Origin of the sequence: Acidovorax lacteus, assembly GCF_039540375.1 — a bacterium.
Classification (GTDB): domain Bacteria; phylum Pseudomonadota; class Gammaproteobacteria; order Burkholderiales; family Burkholderiaceae_C; genus Acidovorax_G; species Acidovorax_G lacteus.
On record NZ_BAABEX010000029.1, the window covers coordinates 281,386 to 294,870 of the forward strand.

The 13,485-nt window shown below is 67.8% G+C and carries 11 protein-coding genes; 7 read left to right on the plus strand and 4 right to left on the minus strand.

Going from position 1 to position 13,485, the window contains the following annotated elements:
• Positions 1-7: 7 nt before the first annotated feature.
• The 3 genes from ABD866_RS14135 to ABD866_RS14145 all read right to left on the minus strand — a co-directional run bounded on the left by ABD866_RS14135 (position 8) and on the right by ABD866_RS14145 (position 4,099).
• On the minus strand, positions 8-2,056 hold the full coding sequence (locus ABD866_RS14135; protein WP_345066430.1) for a transglutaminase TgpA family protein: 2,049 nt from the start codon (positions 2,054-2,056) through the stop codon (positions 8-10).
• A gap of 25 nt (positions 2,057-2,081) precedes the next feature.
• Positions 2,082-3,089 (minus strand): DUF58 domain-containing protein, encoded by a 1,008-nt coding sequence (locus ABD866_RS14140; protein ID WP_345066433.1) that lies wholly within the window; start codon positions 3,087-3,089, stop codon positions 2,082-2,084.
• A gap of 89 nt (positions 3,090-3,178) precedes the next feature.
• On the minus strand, positions 3,179-4,099 hold the full coding sequence (locus ABD866_RS14145; protein ID WP_345066436.1) for an AAA family ATPase: 921 nt from the start codon (positions 4,097-4,099) through the stop codon (positions 3,179-3,181).
• A gap of 90 nt (positions 4,100-4,189) precedes the next feature.
• On the opposite strand from ABD866_RS14145, the gene ABD866_RS14150 reads away from it, so the two are divergent.
• The 7 genes from ABD866_RS14150 to ABD866_RS14180 all read left to right on the plus strand — a co-directional run bounded on the left by ABD866_RS14150 (position 4,190) and on the right by ABD866_RS14180 (position 12,241).
• Positions 4,190-5,095 (plus strand): histone deacetylase family protein, encoded by a 906-nt coding sequence (locus ABD866_RS14150; protein WP_345066440.1) that lies wholly within the window; start codon positions 4,190-4,192, stop codon positions 5,093-5,095.
• A gap of 163 nt (positions 5,096-5,258) precedes the next feature.
• Positions 5,259-6,050 carry an enoyl-CoA hydratase gene (locus tag ABD866_RS14155; RefSeq protein WP_345066443.1) on the plus strand — a complete coding sequence of 264 codons (792 nt, stop codon included), beginning with the start codon at positions 5,259-5,261 and terminating at the stop codon, positions 6,048-6,050.
• A 23-nt stretch (positions 6,051-6,073) separates the two neighbouring features.
• Positions 6,074-7,372 carry a mechanosensitive ion channel family protein gene (locus ABD866_RS14160; RefSeq protein ID WP_345066446.1) on the plus strand — a complete coding sequence of 433 codons (1,299 nt, stop codon included), beginning with the start codon at positions 6,074-6,076 and terminating at the stop codon, positions 7,370-7,372.
• A 235-nt stretch (positions 7,373-7,607) separates the two neighbouring features.
• Positions 7,608-8,357: an electron transfer flavoprotein subunit beta/FixA family protein gene (locus ABD866_RS14165; RefSeq protein ID WP_345066449.1), complete on the plus strand. Its 750-nt coding sequence runs from the start codon at positions 7,608-7,610 to the stop codon at positions 8,355-8,357.
• Positions 8,358-9,290, plus strand: a complete 933-nt coding sequence (locus ABD866_RS14170; RefSeq protein WP_345066452.1) for an electron transfer flavoprotein subunit alpha/FixB family protein — start codon at positions 8,358-8,360, stop codon at positions 9,288-9,290.
• A 102-nt stretch (positions 9,291-9,392) separates the two neighbouring features.
• On the plus strand, positions 9,393-11,183 hold the full coding sequence (locus ABD866_RS14175) for an acyl-CoA dehydrogenase (RefSeq protein ID WP_345066455.1): 1,791 nt from the start codon (positions 9,393-9,395) through the stop codon (positions 11,181-11,183).
• A 104-nt stretch (positions 11,184-11,287) separates the two neighbouring features.
• Complete coding sequence (locus ABD866_RS14180) at positions 11,288-12,241, plus strand: NAD(P)H-dependent flavin oxidoreductase (RefSeq protein ID WP_345066458.1); 954 nt, start codon at positions 11,288-11,290, stop codon at positions 12,239-12,241.
• A 139-nt stretch (positions 12,242-12,380) separates the two neighbouring features.
• Here the strand turns inward: ABD866_RS14180 and ABD866_RS14185 are convergent, their stop codons facing one another.
• Positions 12,381-12,800: a BLUF domain-containing protein gene (locus ABD866_RS14185; RefSeq protein ID WP_345066461.1), complete on the minus strand. Its 420-nt coding sequence runs from the start codon at positions 12,798-12,800 to the stop codon at positions 12,381-12,383.
• Between the last annotated feature and the right edge of the window lie 685 nt (positions 12,801-13,485).

The following is a 13,485-nucleotide window of genomic DNA, read 5'->3' on the forward strand; positions in this document are numbered from 1 at the left end:
GCCTGGTTCAGGTGCCGGACCGCACCGGCCAGGCCAGGCTGCGCAGGCTGCGGCGCAGCGCGGGCAGGCCCTGGGTGGGATGCGGGGCGTAGCGGGTTTGTTCCAGCGCCAGCAGCCATTGTGCAAGCGGTTCGCCAGCAGGCCCGAAATGCGCGCGCACCTGCGCGGCGGTGGCGCGCGGCGGTAGATGGGGCGGCACGGCCAGGCCGCTGCGCGCCAGGCGCTGGTGCACGCGCGCGAGCAGGCGCATCCACGGGTCGTGCTGCGCGCGTTCCCACAGGTTCCAGCCCACGCCCAGCAAGGCCGCGGCCAGCACGAGGGCGCCCAGCACGCGGATCAGGTCTTCCCATCCGGGCGACTCAAAGCCCAGCGAGCGCATCAGATCCAGCTGGCGGCCTTGGGTGTAGTTGAGCACCCACTGGTTCCAGCGGTTGTTGGCCGCTTCCCACACAGCACGCATCTGGGCCAGTGTGCCGGGGCTGAGCATGGTGTCCATGGCCGTGCCCAGTGCGCCGCGCGGGGCCTGCAGGCGCAGCGCCTCGCCAATGCGGCCGGGCGAGACGGCGCTGGTCGGGTCCACGCGCACCCAGCCCTGGCCGGGCAGCCAGACCTCGGCCCAGGCGTGGGCGTCGCTCTGGCGCACCGTCCAGTAGCCGTCCACCGAATTCAGCTCGCCACCCTGGTAGCCGGTGACGATGCGCGCCGGAATGTCGAGCGCACGCATCAGGATCACGAAGGACGATGCGATGTGCTCGCAAAAGCCTTCCTTGCGGTCGAACCAGAACTCGTCGGCCGTGTCGCGTCCATACACGCCGGGCTCCAGCGTGTAGCGGTAGCCGCCGGTGCGCAGCCGCTCCAGCGCGGCGTTGACCAGTGCGGGCGAGGCGTCGCGCGACGGGTCGGGCACCAGGCTGCGGTCGTTGCGCAGGCTTTGGGCCAGTGCCAGCGTACGGGGGTTGAAGCCGGGCGGCAGCTCGGTGTAGGCGCGCAGGCTGGCCGTCATGGCCTGGGGCCCATGGCGAAACTCAAGGTGGCTTTCGGCGCTGTAGCGGGTCACATCGGTGATGGCGCGCTGCGACAGCCATTGCAGATCGGGCGTCATCAGCGGCTGCAGGCCCGGGCCTTCAGGGCGGCTGGCGGCGGCGTCGAGCACCAGCAGCCAGGGACGCTGATGGGGTTCGAGCGTGACCTCGTAGCGCAGGGCCGGGCCCTGCACCTGCAACTGGGCCATGGCCAGGGCCGCGTCGCCGCGGCGGAAGTCTTCGCGGTAGGTGAGGGGCCGCCATTCGATGCCGTCGAAATCCCCCAGCACCGGGCCGCGGAAGTACAGCGCCGTGCGTGGCGGCACCTCGGTGCCCGGCGGGCCGAAGCGCACGCGCAGGGCCACCTTGTCGTCGAGTGCGAGCTGCGCAATCGTGCCCACCTGCATCGAACCCGACAGGCCGCTGCGCCCGGTCATGGCGTCGCTGGGCACGCCCCACAGCGGCGCAAGCCGCGGAAAAAACAGGAACAGCGCCGCCATGATGGGCGCACCCAGCAGTGCCATGGTGCCCGCGGTCCGCATGGCCTGGGTCAGCGGCGGCCGGCCCACGGGCATGTGCGCATTCACCAGCGCCGTGAGCAGCCCGAGCAGCGCCACCAGCATGGCGGCCGCCACCCCCAGCGATTGCGAAAAGAAGAAGTTGCTGAGCATCGTGAAGAAGCCCAGGAAGAACACCACCATCGCGTCGCGCCGTGCCCGCACTTCGAGTGTTTTGAAGGCCAGCAGCATCACGATGAGCGTCACGCCCGCATCGCGGCCCAGAATCGTGCCGTGCGTCCACAGCGTGCCCGCCACCGCACCGACCAGCAGCACCAGCAGCGTCCAGCGGCCGGGCAGCGGTCGGTTGTGCCAGGCCAGCCAGGCGCGCCAGCCGAGCAGGCCCGCCGCCACGGCGCTGGCCCAGCCGGGCAGGTGGCTGGCGTGCGGTGCGATCACCCAGGCGATCACGAACAACAGGAACAGCGTGTCCCGCGTGTCGCGGGGCAGATGGGTCAGGGTCTGGCGCAGGCTCATGGCAGGCAGGGGCGGGGCAGGGCGTTCAGCACAGGGCCAGGGCTTCCAGGCAGCGGCGCTGGTGGGCGCTGCCGCTGTCGGGCGCGATCTCCAGCCCGTCGATGCGCAGGCCGTATTCGAGCCCGAGCTTGTCCGCCTGCAGCACCCAGGCCGTCAGGCGCGACAGGCGCGCTTCGCGCTCGGCCAGGCCCGTGGCCTGCACGTCCAGCCACAGCTCGTGCCGCTGGGCCTGCTGGGCATCGCGGCTGACCAGGTCGTCCGTGCCCGAGCCCAGCGATTTGGCGGCCTTCTTCCAGACCACGAGCTTGAGCGGGTCACCCCGCCGGTAGGCGCGCACGCCGTCGAATTCGCCCACGCCGCGCTGGCTGGAAGCGGCCGCGCCGCCCGCGCGGGGCTCCCCCGGGGGCAGCGGCGGCGGGTTCGGCTCGGGGGCCGGATACACCAGCAGTTCGGCTGCGGGGCGCCAGTGCGTCCACGCGCGGAAGGTGCCGAGCGGAAAGCGGGTTTCGGCCACCACCATGGGCAGCAGGTGCAGGCCGCGGCGCGCGGGCTTGAAGCCGATCTGCACGGTCGTCTGCCCCTGGCCGGGCACGTCGCACCAGGCCCAGTGCGGGCCGTCGTCGCCAGCGCCGGCCTGGGCGGTGTCGCCCTGCGTGGCCAGCGCAAGGCCGTAGCGTGCGGCCGGGCGGCCGCTGTGCAGCTGCACCTCCAGCATGGCGCTTTGGCCCAGAAACTGCGGTTGCGGGGGCAACAGGTGCAGCCGCAGGCCGCGCAGCGTGCCATGGCACAGGTGCATGCCCACCACGGCGCTGCCGGCCAGCAAAAAGGTGAGCAGGTAGCCCAGGTTGAGCTGGTAGTTGATGGACGCCACCAGCAGCACGAGCAGCGTGATGGCCAGCATCCAGCCTGCGCCTGTGGGCAGGATGTAGATGTTGCGCTGCGTGAGCAGCCAGGTGTCGGTGCGGGGCAGGCGCGCGAGCCACCAGGCGCGCACGCGCGTGCGCAACGCGTTCAGCGGGTTCAGGCTGCGCATGGAATCAGGGCCGGGCAGCGGGCTGCGTTGTGGGGGAATGCGTGCATGGGCGGTGCCACGATGGCGGGGCCAGAAACGCAAACGCGGCGTCAGCCCAGCGGCACGGATTCGGCCATGGCGCGCACCTGCTCCACCGCCCCACGGCCCGCATCGCCCACAGGCACCAGGCGGTGGGCCATGGTCTGCGGCAGCACGGCCAGCACGTCGTCGGGGGCCACGTAGTCGCGCCCGTTGATCAGCGCCTGTGCTTTGGCAGCACGCACCAGCGCAATGCCGGCCCGTGGCGACAGGCCCTGCAGGAACCAGCGGCCCGAGCGTGTGGCGTCGATCAGGTCCTGCACGTAGTCGAGCAAGGGCTCGGCGGTGTGCACGGCCAGCACCTGGGCCTGCAACGCTTCCAGCTCGGCCACGGTGAGCAGCGCGGGCAGTGTGTCCACCAGGTCGCGGCGGTCGCGCCCGCCCAGCAGCTGGCGCTCTGCCGCGCGATCGGGGTAGCCGAGCGAAATGCGCATGAGAAAGCGGTCGAGCTGCGATTCGGGCAGCGCAAAGGTGCCGAGCTGGTCGTGCGGGTTCTGCGTGGCGATCACGAAAAACGGATGCGGCAGCGCGCGGGTTTCGCCTTCGACCGACACCTGCTTTTCTTCCATGGCTTCCAGCAGCGCGCTTTGCGTTTTGGGGCTGGCGCGGTTGATCTCGTCGGCCAGCAGCACCTGGGTGAACACCGGGCCGGGGTGGAACACGAAGCTCTCGCGACCGCGCTCGTACACCGACACGCCGGTCAGGTCGCTGGGCATCAGGTCGGCAGTGAACTGCACCCGCGCAAACTGCAGGCCGAAGGTGCGCGACAGCGCATGGGCCAGCGTGGTCTTGCCCACCCCGGGCACGTCTTCGATCAGCAGATGGCCACCGGCCAGCAGACAGGCCACGCAGTCCTGCACCTGAGACTGTTTGCCCACGATCACCGTGTTAAGCTGGTCCAGAAGCGATTTGATCTTGTGCAGTGCATCCATGCCAAGACGTTATCCGAAAAACGAGAGACACGGGGATTGAAGGTGAGCAAGACGGGCTATTTCACCCACCGGGACTGCTGGAAACATGAGATGGGCCCAGGCCATCCCGAGTGCCCTGAGCGGCTCGATGCAATCGAAGACCACCTGCTGGTCACGGGCATTGCCGATGTGCTGGAGCGCTATGACGCACCCGAGGCCTCGCTCAATGACATCGAACTCGCACACGACCGCATGCATGTGGCCGCGCTGCGTGGCCTGTCGGACCGGCTCAATGAGGAGCTGAACGCCGGCGGTCCCGCGTACACGCAGATCGACCCCGACACCTCGATCAACGCGCACACCTGGAAGGCCGCCTTGCGTGCCGCTGGTGCCGCACTGGCGGCCACCGACGCGGTGATGGCCGGCGAGCTGGAGAACGCGTTTTGCGCCGTGCGCCCGCCGGGTCACCATGCCTGCCGCGACAAGGCCATGGGTTTTTGCTTCTTCAACAACGTGGCCGTGGCTGCCAAGTACGCGCTGCAGCGCTACAACCTGCAGCGTGTGGCGGTGGTGGACTTCGACGTGCACCACGGCAATGGCACCGAGGACATCCTGGCGAACGACCCGCGGGCGCTGATGGTCAGCATCTTCCAGCACCCGTTCTACCCCTACAGCGGCGACCACAACCCGGCCCCCAACATGGTGAACGTGCCGGTGCCGGCCTACACGCGCGGCATGGACATCCGCGAGCTGATCGAGATGATGTGGATGCCCCGGCTCGAAGCCTTCAAGCCCGAGATGGTGTTCGTGAGTGCTGGTTTTGACGGCCACCGCGAGGACGACATGGGCCAGCTGGGACTGACCGAGGCCGACTACGCCTGGATCACCCAGCGTGTGAAAGACGTGGCCCGCCGCTTTGCCAAGGGGCGCATCGTCTCGTGCCTGGAAGGCGGCTATGTGATGGGGCCTCTCGCGCGCAGCGTCGAGGCCCACGTGCGGGTGCTGGCAGACTTGTGAGCATTCCCCTGAGCGGTTTCGCCGCTTCCCCCTTCTCTGGCATCGCTGCGCGATGCGGAGGCGGGACACCGCCAGCGCGGCGGAGCGGCCCTTGCGCGGCGGTCCTGGCCTGCGCAGCGCCAGTGTCGGCCGGCTCTCCACCGGCGCCCATCAGGAGCAAGACATGACAAGCATTCCTTCCAACGATCTGCTGTGCGCCACCCGCGATGCGCGCGGTGTGGTCACCTTGACCTTGAACGACCCGGGCCGCTTCAATGCCCTGGGCGCTGAACTGCTGCAGGCCCTGCAGCAGACGCTGGACGGGCTGGCCGCCGACGACACCTTGCGCGTGCTGGTGGTGTCGGCCGAGGGCCGGGCATTTTGTGCGGGCCACAACCTCAAGGACATGGCCGCCCACCCCGATCTGGCCTGGTACCAGCAGCTGTTTGCCCAGTGCAGCCGCGTGATGCTGTCGCTCACGCGCCTGCCCGTGCCCGTGATCGCCCGCGTGCAGGGCATGGCCACGGCCGCGGGCTGCCAGCTGGTGGCGCAGTGCGATCTGGCTGTGGCCGCCGACACCGCGCGCTTTGCCACCAGCGGCATCCACTACGGCCTGTTCTGCGCCACGCCCAGCGTGCCGCTGCTGCGGGCCATGCCCTTCAAACCGGCCATGGAGATGCTCTTCACCGGCGACTTCATCGACGCGCCAACGGCGCTGCAGTGGGGACTGGTGAACCAGGTGGTGGCGCCCGAAGCGCTGGACGACGCCATCGAGGCCCTGGTGCAGCGCCTGCTGGACAAGCCGCGCGAGAGCCTGGCCATGGGCAAGGCCCTGGTGTACCGCCAGCGCGAGCTGGGCCTGGAGGCCGCGTACCAGCTGGCGGGCCAGACCATGGCCGTGAACATGATGCAGCCCGCCGCCCAGGAGGGTGCGCGGGCCTTTGCCGAAAAACGAACTCCGGAGTGGAAGCGCTGATGGCCGCAGGTGTGCAAACCCCCATGATCAAAGACTTGGGGCAGTGGATGGAGGCGTTTCTGGCGCCCACCGTGCTGATCGAACTGGGCAGCCTGGCGGTGTGTGTGCTCTTGGCCTGGCTGCTGGTCAGCGGCCTGCGCCGCGGGCTGGGGCAGGCCGATGGGCGATCCATCTTTTTTGGCCGGCGGGTGGTGGACGGAGCGCTGTTCCCGCTGGCGCTGCTGGGCCTGGGCTACGTGGCGCGCACGCTGCTGATCGCGCAGGGCGTGGGGCTGGCAGTGTTCAAGGTGGCGATTCCGGTGCTGGTGTCGCTGGTAGCGATCCGCATCGGCGTGAAGGTGCTGCAGGTGGCGTTTCCGCAGTCGGCCTGGGTGCGGCCGATTGAGCGCACGATCTCCTGGATTGCGTGGCTGGGCATGGTGCTGTGGGTCACGGGTTTGTTGCCGCTGGTGCTGCAAGAGCTGGACGAGATCCGCTGGAAGGTGGGCGGCTCCACGCTGTCGGTGCGCACCATGATCGAAGGGGCGCTGACCGCGGGGGCTGTGCTGCTGGCGGCGCTGTGGATCTCCTCTGCCATCGAGGCGCGGCTGCTGCGCTCGGCCACGGGTGGCGAACTGTCGCTGCGCAAGGCGGTGGCCAATGCGATGCGCGCCGGCCTGATGTTCGTGGGTTTGATCGTTGGCATGTCGGCGGTGGGCATCGACCTCACGGCCCTGTCGGTGCTGGGCGGCGCGGTGGGTGTGGGCATCGGCTTTGGCTTGCAGAAGCTCGCCGCCAATTACGTCAGTGGTTTCGTGATCCTGGCCGAGCGCAGCATGCGCATTGGCGACAACGTGCGCATCGACAACTTCGAGGGCCGCATCACCGACATCAACGCACGCTACACCGTGATCCGGTCACCGGCGGGGCGTGAGTCCATCGTGCCCAACGAAATGCTGATCACCAGCCGGGTCGAAAACCTGTCGCTGGCCGATCCGCGGGTGTGGCTGTCCACCGTGGTGAGCGTCTCGTACGACAGCGATGTGGATCTGGTCACACGCCTTCTGTCCGAGGCGGCCCTGGCCAGTCCGCGCGTGCTGCGCGACCCGGCCCCGGGTGTGGCCTTGTCGGCTTTTGGGGCCGATGGGCTGGAATTCACCGTGGGGTTCTGGATTGCCGACCCCGAGAACGGAACCCTGGGCCTGCGCTCGGACATCAACCGCGCCATCCTGGCGGCCTTGCGGGCGCACGGCGTAGAGATTCCGTATCCGCAGCGCGTGCTCCACATGGCACCACGCCCGGCAGGCGACCCACACACGGCCCCGCTTGAGGGGGCGCGCTGAGCCGATCGCATGGGCGCGCCCAGCGGGAGACTGCAGCGGCGGACTGGAGTCATGCCCCTACTAATCCCTGCTGTCATGTCGGTGCACTCGCGTTCGCGGGTCCGTGGTCTATAATCCAAAAAAAGCACGATCGTTCTTTTTTGTGCTCCAGCTTCGGACCCCAAGGTTCGCGGTGCGGCATAGAATGTTCCAGTTTACGTAAACGTCAATCCAATCAACTCTAGGAGCCGCAGCAATGAAGGTTTTGGTCCCTGTCAAGCGCGTGGTGGACTACAACGTGAAGGTCCGCGTGAAGTCGGACAACACGGGTGTGGACATCGCCAACGTGAAGATGAGCATGAACCCCTTTGACGAGATTGCCGTCGAAGAGGCCGTGCGCCTGAAGGAAAAGGGCGTGGTGACCGAAGTGATCGCGGTGTCCTGCGGAGTGGCGCAGTGCCAGGAAACCCTGCGCACGGCCATGGCGATTGGCGCCGACCGCGGCATCCTGGTCGAAACCGACGCCGAACTGCAGCCCCTGGCCGTGGCCAAGCTGCTCAAGGCCCTGGTCGACAAGGAACAGCCCCAGCTCGTCATCCTGGGCAAGCAGGCCATTGACGACGACGCCAACCAGACGGGCCAGATGCTCGCCGCCCTGGCCGACCTGCCCCAGGCCACCTTCGCCAGCAAGGTGGAAGTGGCCGGTGACAAGGTGAACGTCACGCGTGAAGTGGACGGCGGTCTCGAAACCCTGGCCCTGAGCCTGCCCGCTGTGATCACGACCGACCTGCGCCTGAACGAGCCGCGTTACGTGACGCTGCCCAACATCATGAAGGCCAAGAAGAAGCAGCTCGACACCGTCAAGCCGGAAGACCTGGGCGTGGACGTGACGCCCCGCCTCAAGACCCTGAAGGTGGCCGAGCCCGCCAAGCGTGGTGCAGGCGTCAAGGTGGCCGACGTGGCCGCTCTGGTCGAGAAACTCAAGAACGAAGCGAAGGTGATCTAAATGTCCGTACTCGTCATTGCTGAACACGACAACGCCTCCATCAAGGGCGCCACGCTGAACACCGTGACGGCGGCTGCCGCCTGCGGTGGCGATGTGCACGTGCTGGTGGCGGGCCACAACGCGGGTGCCGCGGCCGCCGCGGCTGCCCAGATCGCTGGCGTTGCCAAGGTCATCCACGCCGACGCTGCCGGCCTGGCCCACGGCCTGGCCGAAAACGTGGCCGCGCAGGTGCTGGCCATTGCCTCTGGCTACAGCCACATCCTGTTCCCCGCCACCGCCGGTGGCAAGAACGTAGCCCCCCGCGTGGCCGCCAAGCTGGACGTGGCCCAGATCAGCGACATCACCAAGGTGGTGAGCGCCGATACCTTTGAGCGCCCGATCTATGCTGGCAACGCCATTGCCACCGTGCAGTCGGCCGACGCCGTGAAGGTCATCACCGTGCGCACCACGGGCTTTGACGCCGCAGCCGCCACTGGTGGCAGCGCCGCCGTGGAAGCCGCCGCCGCTGCCGCCGACAGCGGCAAGATCAGCTTCGTGGGCAGCGAAATCGCCAAGAGCGACCGCCCCGAACTCACCGCCGCCAAGATCATCGTGTCGGGTGGCCGTGCGCTGGGCAGCGCCGAGAAGTTCACCGAAGTCATCACCCCGCTGGCCGACAAGCTGGGCGCCGCCATCGGTGCCAGCCGCGCCGCCGTGGACGCTGGCTACGCCCCCAACGACCTGCAAGTGGGCCAGACGGGCAAGATCGTCGCGCCGCAGCTGTATGTGGCCGCCGGCATCTCGGGCGCCATCCAGCATTTGGCCGGGATGAAGGACTCCAAGGTGATCGTCGCGATCAACAAGGACCCTGAAGCCCCGATCTTCAGCGTGGCCGACTACGGCCTCGAAGCCGACCTGTTCGCGGCTGTGCCAGAACTGGTCAAGGCCCTCTGAGACCTGCGCACCACGAAAAGGGCATCGTTCGCGATGCCTTTTTTTTGACCCGAAACGCCGTTTTTTCCTGATTCCCTCGGATTTGTCCCCTGGAGACCTCCCATGAGCTACACCGCACCCGTCAAGGACATGCTCTTCACCATCGAGCACCTGGCCAACATCGGGCAGATTGCCCAGATTCCGGGCTTTGAAGACGCAGGCCTCGACACCGCGCAGGCGGTGCTGGAGGAGTGCGCCAAGTTCAACGAAGGCGTGCTGGCTCCGCTCAACTGGGAAGGTGACAAGAACCCGTCTGCCTGGAAAGGCGGCGAAGTCACGACCACGCCGGGCTTCAAGGAGGCTTTCCGCCAGTACGCCGATGGCGGCTGGCAGGGCCTGCAGCACCCGGCCGACTTCGGCGGCCAGGGCCTGCCCAAGACCATCGGCGCGGCCTGCATCGAGATGACCAACAGCGCCAACATGAGCTTCGCGCTGTGCCCGCTGCTGACCGACGGCGCCATCGAGGCACTGCTCACGGCGGGCAGCGATGCGCTCAAGGCCAAGTACCTCGAAAAGCTCGTGACTGGCCAGTGGACCGGCACCATGAACCTGACCGAGCCGCAAGCCGGCTCGGACCTGGCCCTGGTGCGCACCCGCGCGGAACCCCAGCCCGACGGCAGCTACAAGATCTTCGGCACCAAGATCTACATCACCTACGGTGAGCACGACATGGCCGAGAACATCGTGCACCTGGTGCTGGCCCGCGTGCAGGGCGCGCCTGAGGGCGTCAAGGGCATCAGCCTGTTCGTGGTGCCCAAGTTCCTGGTCAACGACGACGGCAGCCTGGGCGCGCGCAACGATGTGCACTGCGTGAGCATCGAGCACAAGATGGGCATCAAGGCCAGCCCCACCGCGGTGCTGCAGTACGGCGACCATGGCGGTGCCGTGGGCTACCTGGTGGGCGAGGAAAACCGCGGCCTCGAGTACATGTTCATCATGATGAATGCCGCCCGCTATGCCGTGGGCGTGCAGGGCATCGCGATTTCGGAGCGCGCCTACCAGAAGGCCGTGCAGTACGCCAAAGACCGCGTACAGAGCCGCCCGGTGGACGGCAGCATCCAGGCGAGCGCGCCCATCATCCACCACCCCGACGTCAAGCGTATGCTGATGACCATGCGCGCCACCACCGAAGGCTGCCGCGCCATGGCCGCCGTGGCGGCGGCCGCCTACGACGCCGCGCACTTCCATCCCGACGCCGAAGTGCGCAAGCAGAACCAGGCCTTCTATGAGTTCATGGTGCCGCTGGTCAAGGGCTACAGCACCGAGATGAGCCTGGAAGTCACCAGCCTGGGCGTGCAGGTGCATGGCGGCATGGGCTTCATCGAAGAAACCGGCGCGGCCCAGTACTACCGCGACGCCAAGATCCTGACCATCTACGAAGGCACCACCGCCATCCAGGCCAACGACCTGGTGGGCCGCAAGACGGCCCGCGACGGCGGCCAGACGGCCAAGGCCATTGCCGCGCAGATCGAAAAGACCGAGGCCGACCTGCGCGCCAGCGGCACGCCTGATGCCCTGGCCGTGGCCCAGCGCCTGGGCGCGGCCCGCAAGGCCTTCCTGGACGTGGTGGACTTTGTGGCCGGCAACACCAAGGCCAGCCCCAACGCCGTGTTTGCGGGCAGCGTGCCGTACCTGATGCTGGCGGGCAACCTGGTGGCCGGCTGGCAGATGGCGCGCGCCCTGCTGGTGGCGCAGGAGCTGCTGCAAAAGGGACAGGACGCGCCCTTCATGCGTGCCAAGATCACCACGGCACGCTTTTATGCCGACCACCTGCTCACCAAGGCCCCGGGCCAGCGCGACAGCATCGTGGAAGGCGCGCAGAGCGTCACCGAGCTCGCGCTCGAAGCCTACTGAGGCCCCGGCCCTGCGCGGGCCGAGCCACGGAGACATCGCCCAGCCTGCGCCGCCTGCGGGTGGCCGGGCCGGGTGCCCACCAACACCCAGGAAGACACGCCGCCATGTCGCAATTGCCCCCCGTGCTGCAGAAGCTGTCGCTGCCGGTCATCGGCTCGCCGCTGTTCATCATCAGCAACCCCAAGCTCGTGATCGAGCAGTGCAAGGCCGGTGTGGTGGGCTCGATGCCCGCCCTCAACGCCCGCCCGGCCGAGCAGCTCGACGACTGGCTGGCCGAGATCACCGAAACCCTGGCCGCCTACAACCAGGCGAACCCCGACAAGCCCGCCGCGCCCTTTGCCATCAACCAGATCGTGCACAAGAGCAACGACCGGCTCGAGCACGACATGCAGGTGTGTGCCAAGTACAAGGTGCCCATCGTCATCACCAGCCTGGGCGCGCGCGAGGACGTGAACCAGGCCGTGCACGGCTGGGGCGGCGTGGTGCTGCACGACATCATCAACAACAAGTTCGCGCACAAGGCGATTGAAAAGGGCGCCGACGGCCTGATCGCCGTGGCCGCCGGGGCCGGGGGCCATGCGGGCACCAAGAGCCCGTTCGCGCTGATCCAGGAAATCCGCCAGTGGTTCGATGGCCCGCTGGCGCTGTCGGGCTCCATCGCCTCGGGCGGCGCGGTGCTGGCCGCGCAGGCCATGGGCGCCGACTTCGCCTACATCGGCTCGGCCTTCATTGCCACGCACGAAGCCCGCGCCGTGGACGCGTACAAGCAGGCCATCGTGGATTGCAACTCGGACGACATCGTCTACAGCAACCTGTTCACCGGCGTGCATGGCAACTATCTGGCACCCTCGATCCGCGCTGCGGGGCTGGACCCGGAGAACCTGCCCGAGTCCGACCCGAGCAAGATGAACTTCGGCAGCGGCTCGCAAAAGGCCTGGAAGGACATCTGGGGCTGCGGCCAGGGCATTGGCGCCATCAACGCCGTGACCAGCACCGCCGAACTGGTGGCCCGCCTGCGCAGCGAATACGAAGCCGCCCGCAAGCGCCTGGCGCTGTAAGCCCGGCGGTGGCCCCGGGCCCCCTGGGGTGCGCCCGAGGGGTTTGAATGAAAAGAGCTGCTCGTGCTTGCCAATCAAGCACGAGCAGCTCTTTTTTTGATAGCAGCGTCGCTTCAGGTCGGCCGCTGCGGCGCAACGCTCATTCGAGCCAGCGAACGTTCTCCAGCACCTCGTCAAAAAAGCTGCGCAGCGTGGCCGTGCTCATGCCGTAGGGGTCGAACGCCGCCGTGCGCGAGTACTTGAGGAACAGTTGCCGGTTGGCCTCCACGGCCGCAATCAGCCCCATCGACCAGCCGGTGAAGCGGCGGTGCGGAATTTCGCATAGGTCGAGCACAGCCGGGTCGCGGTGGCGCGGGTCCTGCAGCAGCCGGTGGTACAGCACGTTCACAGCGCTGCGGTCGCCTTCAAGCAGTTGCAAAAAGATGCCGTCGTGCAGGCACAGCGCGCCGGTGACGCCCGCGCGTGCGTTGTTGCGTTGCGAGGCGCCGAGGATGTCCTTGATGTCGGCCGGGCCCAGCACGCGTGAGGCGCGGCTGGCGTAGATGAGCTGGATCAGCATGGTGGGCAATGCGTTGGGGGAGGGTGGGCGGAGTGTGTCAGCGGGCGCGGGTTTGTGTGGAGCGGTTGGGGAATGTCCGGGTGGTGGGGTGGAGCATCGGGGGAATTGGGATGGGGTGGGGGCGGGATGGTTTGGGCTGCTCGTGCTTGTTTGTTAAGCACGGACAGCTATGGAATTCATAGCGTTTTCTTGTTTCGGCAATAACTGGCCGTTTTCCTGTTTCGGCGGTAACTGGCTGCTGGCTTGTGCTGCGTTCCGGGGCCGGGTCTCGGCCCGGCGGCCGACCTCCTTTTCTTTGCGTCGCCAAAGAAAAGGAGGCAAAAGAAAGGCGACCCTACAGGCTGCGTCCCTGCGCTTCGCTCCGGGCAACCTGCGGTGCTCGCGCCTGGGGTGCGCCGCATAACTCACTGCGCGCCTGCGGCGCTGCGTTCGGACAAATGCGGCGAGTCAGTTCACGAAGCCTGCGTGTCCTTCGGCACGCAGGCCACCCCAGTCGCTGCGCTCCTCGGCGCATCCTGAAGGGGTGGGGGCGGGCCATCGCTGTGCTCGGCCCAACGGGCGCATCACCGCTCCGCAGTTTTCCATCGTCGATGGTCGTGATGCGGCGGCAGTCGGCGTCACTGCGCAGCAGCAGCCGACCCCTCTTGCCCCTCGGCTGCGACGAGGAGCACAGGGCGCGGGGCGG